Here is a 12,828-nt window from a genome sequence, read left to right as displayed (position 1 = left end):
TCATGCGGGTTCTCGGCCACGTCAGGATCGAGATTGTTCATCAGCATGCGCAGCGGCGCTTCGGTCATCCAGCTCTTGGTGTTGAGCTCAATACCCTTTGGCGCGCGGACGTCGCGGATGTTGTGGCGCGGATTGTTCATGTGATTTCCTCCGGTGTCAGGCCAAGCGCAGAAGCTTCGATGCGCTGGAGAATGGTTTTAAGATTGGGCGACGCCTTCGGCCATGGCGGTGCCGTAAGCGAAGGGTTCGCCATGGTCAGCAAGCGGTATTGAAGAGAAGCTTGCTCATACGGCGCTTTGGAACAGGCCTGCTTCCGTTGTGCGCACCAGGGACGCGATGCGGGCGAAATCGGTGTTCAGGGGACGATCGTCGGCATAATGGGGGACGGTATCGCGTATGCGATTGTAGAGCCCCGTCAGAGGGTCCCCGCGATGAACGTCCGGTGAGAGGTCATAGGCCTGAGCGGCGCAAAGAAGCTCGATTGCGATGACGGTTTCGAGATTGTCGAGAACGCGCAAGGCCTTTTCAGCCGCCGGTGTGGAATGTGGAAGGACGTCTTCCTGAAGGGCTGACGTGATTCCTCCATCTATGCTTGCGGGCGCAGAAAGTCTGCGGTTCTCTCCGCAAAGCGAGACCGCCGTATATTGAGCAATCATGAACCCGGAGCCAACGCCACTTTCGCCTGAAAGGAAAGCGGGGAGGCCGCTGACGAGAGGATTGACCAGCCGGTCCGTTCGACGTTCCGAAATAATCCCGAGCTGCGTTGTGACGATTGCAAGCTGATCCATAGCAAAGGCCAGCGTCGTTGAAAGCGCATGCGCTTGGGAATAGACAACCGGTTCCTCGGGACTGCCCTTCACAAGCGGATTATCCGTTACGCTTGCAAGCTCCCGTTCTGCCGTTTCCGCAATCGTGGCAAGGCTATCCCGGATCGCGCCATGAATTTGTGGAACTGCCCTGATGCTCATCGGGTCCTGCGTCCGTACATCCGCGCCGTTGCGCACCGTCCCGATTAGTCCTTCGCGGAGGTGCCGTGCGGTTTCCCACAAACCGGGCGACTTTCGCAATCGCATCGGCTCGTCGGCAAACGTATTCTGCTGGCGGCCGAGAACCCCATAGGTGAAGGCCGCGGCGGCATCGGCCCAATCCAGCAGACGCATCGCCCTGTTAAGAGCGACGCATGTGAGCCCCGTTGTGCAGGGGCTGCCGTTTACGAGACTCAATCCTTCTTTCGCGCCAAGCGTCAAAGGGCTCAATCCCGCAATTTCGAGGGCCTCCGCTCCCGAAATCTGCCGTGATTGGAAGGTGGCTGCTCCATGCCCGATGACAACAAGCCCTATTGCCGCTGCATGGGTGATGTAGCCGAGAGACCCTCGCGACGGTATGACCGGAATGACGCCCGCATTGAGAAGCGCAACAAGCGTCTCGACGACCTCAAGCCGAATGCCGGAATAGCCGTGAGCGAAATTGTTGATCTGAGCAGCCATGACGGCGCGCGCCTGGTCTTCAGGCAAGGGCGTTCCCACACCGCAGGCATGGCTGAACAGGATGTTGTGCGAGAGACGGCTTTGTTGTTCGCGATCAATAATGACCTCGCAAAGCGCGCCGACACCGGTGTTGATGCCATAACCCCGCATGCCACGATCCACAATTGCATCAACGAGTTCCCGAGACCGGCTGATCCGTTCACGAGCACCGGCTGACAGGACGAGCTTTGCTCCGCCCGCAATGGCTGCGATATCGGCAGCCCTCAAGGGATGATCCAGAACGATATCTTCAGCCATGTGCCCGGTTCCTGCCCTGTACAAAGCGGGCGACATACTCATTCGCCGGGTTTTCGAGAATCTCGTTGGGAGTGCCCTGTTGAACGAGTTCTCCATCTTTCAGAATGGCAATCTGCGACCCTATGTAGAGGGCTTCGTCGAGGTCATGCGTGATGAACACGATCGTTTTTGAAAGGTCCTGCTGGAGCTGTAGCAACTGATCCTGCATGTCGGCCCGGATCAACGGGTCGAGGGCGCTGAAGGCCTCATCCATCAAAATGACATCGGTGTCGGCGGTCAGCGCGCGGGCCAGTCCGACACGCTGTTTCATGCCGCCCGAGAGTTCGTGTGGATATTTGTTTTCATAGCCCGAAAGGCCAACGGTTTCGATCCACTGCATTCCCAGCTCTTCGGCCTTCTTGCGGGGCGTGCCGCGGACACGCTGGCCGTAAATCACGTTCTGAAGCACCGTGCGATGGGGCGCCAGCGCAAAGCTTTGAAAAACCATGCTGACCTTATGGGTCCGGAACTTTCTGAGCTCCCGCGCCTTCAGTGACAGGATGTTGTTGCCTGCGAACACAATCTCTCCGGCGGTTGGTTCGATCAACCGGTTCAAGTGGCGCACGAGCGTGGACTTGCCGGAACCCGACAATCCCATAATCACGAAAATGCCACCGGCCGGGATATCCATGCTGACGTTGTTCAGCCCAAGGCTGCAACCGGATCGCGCCAGGATTTCCTGTTTGCTGACGCCTGATTTCGCCAGCTCGAGAGCGGCGCGGCTGTTGTGGCCGAAAATCTTGTAAACGTTGCGAATGCTGATGCTGGTGACCATCACTGCTCTCCCCGGCTCTTCCCGAAACCTTGTGTGATGCGATCCAGAACGATCGCAAGGATGACGATGCCCAATCCAGCTTCAAGGCCCATGCCGACATTCAGGGTCTGAATCCCATTCAGAACGGTTTCGCCAAGGCCGCGGGCACCGATCATTGAAGCAACCACCACCATGGACAAAGCCATCATGATCGTCTGATTAAGGCCCGCCATGATTGTTGGCATGGCAAGCGGGAGTTCGGTTCCGAAAAGAATCTGGGTAGGGCTGCCGCCGAAAGCCACCGCAGCTTCGGTCACCTCCTTGTCGACTTGGCGAATTCCAAGATCCGTCAATCTGATCAGCGGCGGTATGGCGTAAATGATCGTCGCCAGCACGGCTGGAACCTTACCAAGGCCAAACAGCATCAAGGCCGGTATCAGATATACGAAACTCGGCATCGTCTGCATGACGTCGAGAACCGGCAATGTAACGCGCCTTGCCCAGACGGATTTTGCCGTCAGGATTCCTATCGGGATGCCTATGAAAATGGAGATCAGCGTCGCCATTAACATGAGCGCGAGGGTCTGCATGGTCTGATCCCAAAGCCCCAACACGCCGACGAGAAACAACATGACGCCGACGAGGACGGTAACGACCAGATGTCTGGTGCTGAACCAGGCGAGAACCATGAAGCAGGCAATGATGATCCACCATGGCGTCCCGCGCAGGACATTTTCGATGGTCAGAAGAAAATGTAGTATGGCGTTGGAAAACGCGCGAAAACCTTGTCCGTAGTCTGTAACCAGCATGGTCACAAATGAGTTGACTGGTTGACGGATCGAAAAACGAAATTGCTCGGGAAACAAGGCAACCTCCAGAATATAGTGGGGTGACGGAGTCCGGGAGAAGCGTCTTGCGCTCCTCCCGAAAGGTTCACTTCAGGCTTGCTTCGATTTTGGTGCGCGCCTCGTCGCTCACCCAAGCATGCCAGATGTCGCCCTTTTCCTTCAGAAAGCGGTTGGCGACCGTCGCGCCGTCGGCGCCGTTGTCGACCATGTAAGCCAGCGTCTTGTTGACTTCATCGAGCGGGAACGTTGCCTTCTTGAGGACCTCGATGATTTCGGGAGCATCCTTCGCGAAGTTGGCATTGACACCATAGGCAACTTCCATCGGAGAAAGCGCGCATGCCCCTTCGCGGTTGCTGCCGCCACCCTTGACCTGCTCCCGGCAAGCGTCGCTATATTCAGGGGCGTCCAGCCGTATGAGCTCGAATTTCCCCATGATTGCGGTCGGCGTCCAGTAATAGAACAGGACAGGCTGACCTTGCAGATACGATGAGGTGATTGCCGAATCGAGAGCAGAGCCACTGCCTGGGCGGAAGTTCACATACAGGTCCTGAATGCCATAGTCCGTCAGCTTGATGGTCGACTCGCCTTCGCAGGTCCAGCCGAACGGGCAATTCAGGAAACGGCCCTTGGACGGCTCCTCCGGATCGCTGAAAATCTTGACAACTTCCGGATCCTTGAGTTGTTCAACCGATTTCAGGTCCGGAACCAGAGGTTTGATGCCGCGCTTCACGTCGCCTTTGACAACAAAGGCGGGAACGTACCATCCCTCGCTGGCACCGACGATCGGCGCGCCGATATTCAGGCCCGTTCCCTCGGAAACCGCTTTCTTCCAGACTTCGCTGCGTCCGACCCATTCCTCAGCAAAGATCTGGACGTCATTTTGCGAAACCGCTTGTTCAAGCGTTACCGAGTTGCCGGGAATGGTGTCAGTTTTGCATTCATAACCTTTGGAAAGGATCGTCTCGATCACGCGTGTGATGAAATCACCGCTCTCCCAGGCAAGGCCTGCGAAGGTGACAGTTTTCCCGTCGCCGCAATAGGATGCATGTGCTGTGCCCATTGAGCCGCCCATAAGGAGCGCGGAGGTAATAAGCGCAAGTCGCAATTTAGTATTCAACATTGGTATTCCCCTATTTGTTTGATTACTGCACTCACATTGCGAAAACTTACGTGAGCTTTCGCAAAACCTGTTGGAACGCGTGATCGATCTCCTCGTCGCGTTCATGCCTGCGATCGCGGATCACCCATTGACCGGCAACCATGACGTCGCGCACGGTTTCGGGTCCCAGGGCGAAAAGCCAGCGGTCAAGAATCTGGTCGCCAATAGCGGTCGAAATGAAGGGAGACGACCCGTTGAGAACGACAAGATCAGCCTGTGCACCTACACGAATGCCAACTGTCTCGACACCAGAGGCGCGGGCACCGCCAGAAAGGCTGGCGTCGAAGATCGTTCGACCGACGGATGCACCTGCGCCAGACACGAGCCTGTTTCTTTGGCGATCGCGCAGACGCTGGCTGTATTCGAGGAGCCGCAGCTCTTCTGAAACGCTGGTTGCGACGTGGCTATCGGTGCCGATACCGACCATGCCACCGGCTGCCAGAAAATCGGTGCCGGGAAAAATGCCGTCGCCGAGATTGGCTTCGGTCGCAGGGCAAAGGCCTGCTACAGCTCCCGTGCGCGCCAGGCGCACTGTTTCCTCGTGCGTCATCTGTGTGGCGTGTATCGCGCACCATTGATTATTGACCGGCATTTCATCCAGCAACCACTCGACAGGTCTGCGACCGCTCCAGGCGATGCAGTCCTCGACTTCCTTTTGCTGTTCGGCGACATGGATGTGAAGCGGGCCTTCGCCCAGTCCGGCGTCCAGAAGGATGCGCATTTCTTCGGGTGTCGCGGCGCGTAGAGAATGTATGGCTGCCCCCAGAACGGCGCCGGCGTCATTAAAGGGGCGCTTGAGCCGGTCGTGGAGGGTTAGGAACGCCTCTGTGGAGTGAATGAATGGACGCTGGCCCTCGGTGGGCTCGGCACAGCCAAATCCGCTATGGGCGTAGAAGACCGGCAGATGGGTGAGGCCGATTCCCGTGTTTTTCGCGGCCTGAAGAATGCGAAGCGAATTCTCGCCTGGATCCGAGTAGGGAATCCCGTTTTCGCTGTGGTGAAGATAGTGAAACTCCACCACGCGCCCGAAACCGCCCTTGAGAAGTTCACTATACAACTTGGTGGCAACAGTCTCGATGTCTTCGGGCGATAGCTTGGAAACGACACGGTACATCAAAGTTCGCCACGTCCAGAAACTATCGTTTGACGATCCGGCCACCTCGGCGAGGCCGGCCATGGCGCGCTGGAACGCATGGGAGTGAAGATTGGAGAGGGCGGGTAAAACCGGGCCAAAAGCCCTATCTTCGTTCGCAATTGGCGATGAATTGCATTCAACGGCCGTGATCTTGCCGTCGCTGTCAGTGGTTATGCGGACATTGTCGCTCCAGCCGTGCGGAAGAAGCGCGCGCTCGCAGAATATTGATTTCCACATCGCCATCGTCTCTCAAGTTGTATATGTAAGTTTGCATAATTGTAGGAGACAAGCAAGAGGAAAGGTGATAATTTTGGCCTCGAGATGATGTCGTCTATTTTTTGAGCAGGAGAACGTTTTTTGGTCGTTTCAACGTTGTCTGAGATTGATAGCAGCCTGGCCCTGCCCACAGGGCGCCTGTCAGAGATCCCTCTCTATGAACGGGTGAAGGGGCAGATAAAGGCGAAGGTTGCCAATGGCGAATGGCCGCCTCACCACAGGATTCCTTCTGAAAACGAAATCGTTGATTTGCTGGGTGTAAGCAGGATGACTGCCAACCGGGCATTGCGCGAACTCGCCACCGAAGGCGTGATCGTGCGGGTTCAGGGACGCGGTTCTTTTGTCGCTCCGCATAAAAGAAGCGCCGGGACGATGGGTGTTCGCAACATTGCCGATGAAATCAGGGAGCGTGGCGCCAACCATCATGCTGTGCTCATTCTGGCCCAACAGGAAGTGTGTGGTCCCGATCTCGCCGGAGCTCTTGATATCGAGGTCGGTTCGCCGATATTTCACTCGATTATAGTGCATCATGAAGATGAGCTGCCAATTCAGTTAGAGGATCGTTTCGTCAATCCAAACGTGGCGCCGGATTATCTGGCGCTGGATTTCAATGTATTCACGCCGAACGCCTACCTGACCGCGCTGGCGCCGATTTCCCGGAGAGAGCAGTTTATTGAAGCTGTCTCTCCGCAGCCCTGGGAGTGCAAACTTCTTGCGGTCGGGCGCAGCGAACCGTGCCTTCTGGTGCGCCGGCGAACATGGTCGGCAACGCAGGCTGTAACAGCGGTGCGCCTGCTTTACCCTGGCACGCGCTACAGGCTGGAGACGCAGGAGTGATCCGGATGCCTGATTGCAGCGATGGTACTCCCGTGTCGGAAAGGCTGGATCCAGTGCCCGGGAGGTTTGATCTGCTCCAGTGCAGGATTCCACGGTTACATTCGATCCTAGAGAAATAATAGTTACGCGGACAGATTGATGGCACGCCGACATTTGCCGCCTCTGATGACACTACGCGCATTCGAGGCTGCGGCACGACTGGAAAACTTCAAGCATGCGGCTGAAGAACTCAATGTGACCCAATCGGCCATCAGCCACCAGATCGCTTCGCTTGAACGCGATCTGGGCGGGCTGCTGTTTGAGCGGATGCCTGGCAGGGTTGTCCTTAACGAAAAGGGGCGCCACTATTTCCTTGCGGTGAAGGACGCGATTGATCGAATTGCGAGCGCGACGGACGCGATTCGATGCGTCGAGCCGCGAATGGAACTGACGATTCAGGTCTACGTTACCGTCGCGGTGCGCTGGCTTATTCCCCGCCTTCAGGCGTTCAAGGCGCAGGCGCCTGCCACGCATGTCAGTCTTAACGCCGGTCTTCTCGATTGGGATTTCAATCCTGATCATGCCGATGTCGGCCTCGTTTATGTGCCCAAGGCCAAAAAAATCAACGTCTTTTATCAACCTTGGCGTCAAGAAAGGCTCGTTTCCGTCTGCTGCCCGGCGATGGCGACGCGGATGAAAACGGCAGATGATATTCGCCACGCCACTTTTCTTTCGATCGACGGCACTCAGGACGATGTGTCTTCGTGGACGCACAATAATGGGTGGTTTGGCGGGATGCAGGGCAAGATCTTGCATTTCGATAGTTACCTGTTGGCAATCGAGGCTGCGGTCAACGGCCAGGGAATTGCGATTGTCCCGGAATTTCTTGTTGAGAATGACATTCGGCAACAGCGTCTTGTCATGACGAACACCCATTCCAGCGTTCAGCCCGGCCAATGGTTCATAGCCTGTCTCAAGGCGCGTAAAGACGAGCCGGCAATCAAACAGTTCTCAACATGGCTTGTTGGTCTTGAGAAATGATGAGGTGGCCCCAGTAGCTGACTGGGGCCATGGCCAAGCCTACCTCACCTTACCGAAATACCTTCAGGAATTCGGTGCCGGCCGCAATGTCGGGCGTCATTGATCGATCAGCATTCAGGAATGGTATCGTTTCGCGAACTTTGTCGTGAAAACGTTTTGTCGTTTCGGAGAGCTTGCGTGTCGGTTGTTCCTGCAGCCGCAGGTCGGCGGCCTGCGCCGCATGCAGGAGTTCCATCGCCAGGATCGAAAAATTGTCGTCAATTTGCTGGCGGACCCTTTCAACCACAAAGGGGGCATTTGTTCCAACATCCTCGACCCCACCCGCAATTGGGCGGGAATCAAAGGACGTAGGCTGTGCGAGAGCACGCGCCTCCGTGGCCAGCGCCATCAACGGTGCTTCAACAACCAGGAACGCGTGGTGCGTGTTCTCGGTCCCCAGATATCTCGGCAGTTTGGTATGAACCGGATTGTTGAGTTTCAATACCCGTTCGGACGAGGCAGTGGCGTTGTGTGCCAGCACGACGGCCAGTTCTTCGAAGGATATAACCCATGTGAGAGGCTCGAAATTCGCCGTGGGCAAAACAGCGCCCCCTTTAACATATCCCCGCGTCGCTTGGTACAAATCGGACTTCGGCGTCACGTTGACGGCCACTCCCGGGTTGTCATCGGAAGAATTGATTTGGATATGCAATAGAGCTTTGGTTCTCTGAATGCTGTCGGTAAAGCTGCCAAGAAGATAGGGTGCTGTCCGGTAGCTTAGTGGATCCTGAAGAATTCGCTTCTCATCTTTCTCCCACAGATAGCTCCCTTTGAGAATGGATCGAAGGTCGCTGGCTGAGCGCACATAACTTGGGAAAGGCCTCAGTGCCGTGACGTCCTCAAGAAGCGGAGAAACGTTGCCATTCAGGCCTTCGAGGCTTAGCGCGTAAACGAGTTGCGAGACCCGCAACAGCTGCTCTGCGTCGTGTACTGCGAAAGCGCCAAGTGCCGCCGCATAAGCATTCGAGCTCAGAATGGCCAGGCCATCTTTTCCAAATGGCTTCAGAGGTTCGATGCCTGCCTTGGAAAAGGCTTCGGACGCTGGTTGCCGTTGCCCTTGATAAATTACGTCCCCTTCACCCAGCATCGCAAGTCCGATATGGCTAAGCAATGTCATATCCGCCTGGCCAACGGAGCCTCTTGACGGCATGATGGGAGTGATCCCCTTGTTCAGAAAAGACACCAACATTTCCGCAACATGGGGCTGTACGCCCGGTCCGCCGGTCAGAATGTTGTTCAGTCGCACAGCCATCGCTGCACGAACGATCCTGGGCTCGGCATCAGGTCCGACACCAACGGAATGCGCGCGCAAAAGACCTTCATTGAACTCGCGTGATGCTTCCATTAATTCGGGTGTCAGTTCTCCCGAAGCATCGACCATTTTGCGGTCTTTATTCCAGCCAACCCCTACTGTCAGGCCGTAAATTTCTTGTCCTTCTTTCGCCGCCTGCAGTAAAACCGCGTAGGACTGGGCAACGCGCTGGAGGTCATCTGGAGATACCTTCACCTCTTCACCGTCGGCGATCCGCACAATCATTTCAGGCGTCGTATCGTGCCCGGTAAGATCGATCTCCGCATGCGCCACGTTTGCGAGCAGAAATGAGATGCTGGCTACTTTCAATAAAATAGTGGATTTGAACATGAGGCTCTCCGTCACATAATATGCGGCGAGTATCGATGAACGCGCAGATATCGCAAATGATCGCTGCTCATGCCAGATGAATACTATTCACGCTTTTCTTCCCAAGCATGCGTGAGAAAATCCCGGACTTTTCCCGGGCATCACCATCCGTGAAAAGAGCTGCGCCAACCACCGCCAGATCGACGCCCAGCCGGTCCAGCCTCTCGAAGTGTTCGGGAACGATCTTTCCGTCAACAATGGTGTAAAGCCCGGTCGGGCGCTGTGCGAGACGTTCGAACGCCCTGTCGTCAAAGGAGCCGCCGCCGGCCGGCGCCGTCAAAAGAAGGCAGCCATCCACGTGCTCTGCGACCTTTTCGAGCTCCGATATGGGTGTCGTGTGCCTCAGCGCCGCGAATGCGCCGGAACCGTTTGCTCTTGCGATACGGGAGAGTTCCACGAAGTTTTCTTCCGCTTCGAGATGTATCGCAATCGACCTGACACCCAGCTCGGAAAAGCGGATGACGGCATCTCTCGGGCGCGCCACCATCAGGTGAACATCCAGCGGTTTGGATGCGCATTCGCTGAGATTGCGGATGACCCTTGCGGTCAAACCATATTCCGGCGCGAAGACGCCATCCATCACGTCGAGATGCAGGGATTCGACGTTCGGCAGCACCGCTTCGATGTCTTCCGCCAAGCGGAATGGATCGGCGGCGTAGACGGAGGCTGATAGCGCGGTCATGCCGCGGGCGCCCATGCGGCTTCGCGAAGCTTGCCCAGCGACCATTCTTCCACCGGCTTCGGCGCGGTTGTGCAGAAGCCGTGCTGGAAGATCGCGATGCGGTCGCAGATTTCCACCAGCTCCTCTTCTTCCGAGGAGACGACGACGATGCAGCGGCCTTCATCGGCCAGACGCCGGATGATGTCGTATATGTCCGATTTCGCACCGATATCGACGCCCTTGGTCGGCTCGTCGAGAAGGATGAGATCGGCGTTCTGTTCGATGATGCGGCCGAGCAGCACCTTTTGCTGATTGCCGCCCGAAAGCGATTTGGTCGGGGCGTCGAGCCGCCCGCGCGTGCCGATCGAGGCGAGTGTTTTCTGCGCCGAGGCTCTTGCCGCGTTGAGGTCAACGATCCCGTTGTTGCGGTAGCGCGTCAGCGTCGAGAGAACGACGTTCTGGAACGAGGACATGAGGGGGATGAAGCCATCCTGCTTTCGCTCTTCCGTCAGGAAGGCGATACCGTGCTGGATGGCGAGCTTGGGGCTCGATGGAGTATAGCGTTTTCCGGAGATTTCCACCGTACCGGCCGATATGGGTTCCATACCATAGAGCGTGCGCAGGAAACGGGTGCGGCCGGAGCCGATAAGACCGTAAAGGCCGAGAACTTCCCCGCGCCGCGCCACGATATCGGCACCCTTCAGCCTCTTGCCAGCCAGTCCCTCAACCTTGAGGAATATTTCGCCCGCAGCCCGCGCCTCACGCCGGCTGGCAACATGCTTGCCATGGGCGTCGCCGACGATGGCGTCGACAATCGCCTGCTTGCTGACGTCCTGGCCGGCCGCATGGTAGACGACGCGCCCACCCGAAAGCACGGTCGCTTCGTCGCAGACCGCCAGAACCTCATCGAGCTTGTGGGAGACCAGCACGACGCCGATATTGCGCTCAAGCGCGATGCGGCGGACATGGGCCAGCAGTTCCGTGGACTGATTGCCGTCGAGCGCGGTGGTCGGTTCGTCGAGGAAGAGATAGCGGACCTTGCCTTCGAGGTTGGCGATCACTTCTAGGAGCTGTTTCTCCGGGTGGGAAAGCCCTTTTACGGTCCGCGTCACGTCGACATGCAGGCCATAGCTTGCGAGCAGGGTCTTGCAATAGGCGTTCATTTCGGAGGTTTTCTTCAGGCCGTGAAGCGTCACTTCCCTGCCGAGAAAGAGGTTTTCCGCAACCGTGAGGTTCGGGATGAGACGCAGTTCCTGATAAACGCAGCCAATGCCCTTGCCGAGCGCCTCTCTGGGCGAGGTGAGGGTGACGGTTTCGCCGTCGACGCTGAGCGTGCCATTGTCCTGCGGCTGGGCACCGGCGAGGATTTTCAGCAAGGTCGATTTGCCCGCGCCATTGTGGCCGAAGAGACCATGGATCGTTCCCGGCTTCACTTCGAAGCCGATGCCATGCAGGACCCCGACGCTCCCGAAGGACTTGGTGATGTCTGTCGCCTTATAGCTCGACATATCGCGTACCTCACATCTACTGACCGGAAGGCGGGCGCGCGAATTTCCGCGCGCCCGGACAGTCTTGGAGCCTTGTCGCATTTCCGGACGGAAAACGACGCTCCACGTTCTTGGCAATGCCCTTAGTAGGCCTTGTCGACGGTTTCGCCGGCATTGTCCTTGTTGACGAGCAGCGGCGGGCTGTCGATCACAGGGTCAAGCTTCGCGCCGTCGAGGAACTTCTTGATGTTCTCTACCTGGATCTGGGCGAGCTTGGCAGGCTCCTGAATCGCACCGGCCTTCAGGATGGTGTTGTCCTCGATGTGCTTCACGCCGAGCTTGTCGACAAAGGCGTAGAGCGTCACGTCGCTGCGGCCGAGCTGTTCGATCGCGGCGATCGCGCCAAGCGCCGACGGTTCGGTGTCGGAATAGACGACAGTGATTTCAGGGTTGCCCTGAAGCATTTCCGTCGTGACCTTCAGCGAGGTGGTTTCCTCGACCTTGCCGTTGACGAGTGCGACGAATTTGACGTTGGGATTGGACGCCAGGGCTTCCTTGAAACCTTCGTCACGGGCATTTGCCGCCACGGAGGTTGGTTCGCCGACGATGCCGATGACAGCTTTGCCGTCCGCGCCGATATCCTTCAGCAGCTGCTTGCCGATATAGACGCCGCCGGCCTTCTGGTCGGTCTGTACGGCCTGTTCGACCTTCAGATTTTCAGCCTTCAGACCCACCGGATCGGGCAGGAGGTTGATCGTGAAGACCGGAATCTTTGCCTGATTGAGCTCGGAAACGGAGGCGACGCATGGACCGGACGAGACGCAGTTCAGCGCGACGGCGCTCACACCCTGCTGGGCAAGCGTCTGGACCTGCGAAAGCTGCTTGGCGTCGTCATTGTCGGCGATCAGCACGCGAACGTCGAAGCCCTGCTTGGCGCCGTTTTCCTCGAAGCTCTTCTTCATCGCTACGTAGTACGGGTTCGTCAGGTTCGGCAGGGCAACGCCCAGAACCTTCTTGTCCTGTGCATGGACAGCTGCAGCGGACAGCGCAAGCGACATGCCAAACGCCGCCAATACGGAATTCTTCACGAGTTTCTTCATCGTTCTCC

Annotated in this window: 12 protein-coding genes; 2 read left to right on the top strand and 10 right to left on the bottom strand. The window is 57.2% G+C overall.

From position 1 onward, the window contains the following. From AC1ROR_RS21215 to hutF, 6 genes are all read right to left on the bottom strand, one after another. A partial coding sequence (locus AC1ROR_RS21215; protein ID WP_498590640.1) for a hypothetical protein occupies window positions 1–140 on the bottom strand: 140 nt, incomplete at its 3' end. Window positions 141–284: 144 nt separating this feature from the next. Next, on the bottom strand, window positions 285–1,784 hold the full coding sequence (locus tag AC1ROR_RS21210) for an HAL/PAL/TAL family ammonia-lyase (RefSeq protein WP_498590628.1): 1,500 nt from the start codon (window positions 1,782–1,784) through the stop codon (window positions 285–287). Beyond that, complete coding sequence (locus AC1ROR_RS21205) at window positions 1,777–2,598, bottom strand: quaternary amine ABC transporter ATP-binding protein (protein WP_051796576.1); 822 nt, start codon at window positions 2,596–2,598, stop codon at window positions 1,777–1,779. Before AC1ROR_RS21205 ends, AC1ROR_RS21210 begins: the two co-directional genes overlap by 8 nt. Further along, the gene (locus AC1ROR_RS21200; protein WP_498590639.1) at window positions 2,598–3,386 is read right to left on the bottom strand and encodes an ABC transporter permease; all 789 of its coding nucleotides are present in this window, start codon (window positions 3,384–3,386) and stop codon (window positions 2,598–2,600) included. The genes AC1ROR_RS21205 and AC1ROR_RS21200 overlap by 1 nt, the downstream gene beginning before the upstream one ends. A 124-nt stretch (window positions 3,387–3,510) precedes the next feature. Continuing rightward, on the bottom strand, window positions 3,511–4,545 hold the full coding sequence (locus AC1ROR_RS21195) for an ABC transporter substrate-binding protein (RefSeq protein WP_498590627.1): 1,035 nt from the start codon (window positions 4,543–4,545) through the stop codon (window positions 3,511–3,513). Between the two features lie 46 nt (window positions 4,546–4,591). Then, window positions 4,592–5,962, bottom strand: a complete 1,371-nt coding sequence (gene hutF, locus AC1ROR_RS21190; RefSeq protein ID WP_498590626.1) for a formimidoylglutamate deiminase — start codon at window positions 5,960–5,962, stop codon at window positions 4,592–4,594. Window positions 5,963–6,091: 129 nt separating this feature from the next. On the opposite strand from hutF, the gene hutC reads away from it, so the two are divergent. Continuing rightward, on the top strand, window positions 6,092–6,832 hold the full coding sequence (hutC, locus tag AC1ROR_RS21185; protein ID WP_080840395.1) for a histidine utilization transcriptional repressor HutC: 741 nt from the start codon (window positions 6,092–6,094) through the stop codon (window positions 6,830–6,832). 138 nt (window positions 6,833–6,970) lie between these two features. Further along, complete coding sequence (locus tag AC1ROR_RS21180) at window positions 6,971–7,852, top strand: LysR substrate-binding domain-containing protein (protein ID WP_498590625.1); 882 nt, start codon at window positions 6,971–6,973, stop codon at window positions 7,850–7,852. A 49-nt stretch (window positions 7,853–7,901) separates the two neighbouring features. Here AC1ROR_RS21180 and AC1ROR_RS21175 read toward each other — a convergent pair whose 3' ends face one another. From AC1ROR_RS21175 to AC1ROR_RS21160, 4 genes are all read right to left on the bottom strand, one after another. After that, entirely contained in the window at window positions 7,902–9,533 is a 1,632-nt protein-coding gene (locus AC1ROR_RS21175) for an HAL/PAL/TAL family ammonia-lyase (RefSeq protein ID WP_498590624.1), read from the bottom strand. A gap of 67 nt (window positions 9,534–9,600) precedes the next feature. Further along, on the bottom strand, window positions 9,601–10,254 hold the full coding sequence (locus tag AC1ROR_RS21170) for a beta/alpha barrel domain-containing protein (protein WP_498590623.1): 654 nt from the start codon (window positions 10,252–10,254) through the stop codon (window positions 9,601–9,603). Further along, window positions 10,251–11,741: a sugar ABC transporter ATP-binding protein gene (locus AC1ROR_RS21165; protein ID WP_498590622.1), complete on the bottom strand. Its 1,491-nt coding sequence runs from the start codon at window positions 11,739–11,741 to the stop codon at window positions 10,251–10,253. The genes AC1ROR_RS21170 and AC1ROR_RS21165 overlap by 4 nt, the downstream gene beginning before the upstream one ends. A gap of 122 nt (window positions 11,742–11,863) precedes the next feature. After that, window positions 11,864–12,820 (bottom strand): substrate-binding domain-containing protein, encoded by a 957-nt coding sequence (locus tag AC1ROR_RS21160; protein ID WP_498590621.1) that lies wholly within the window; start codon window positions 12,818–12,820, stop codon window positions 11,864–11,866. Between the last annotated feature and the right edge of the window lie 8 nt (window positions 12,821–12,828).

It is taken from the genome of Agrobacterium sp. GW821-FHT14E08, from assembly GCF_058803865.1.
This window is presented reverse-complemented; position numbering and strand designations above follow the sequence as displayed.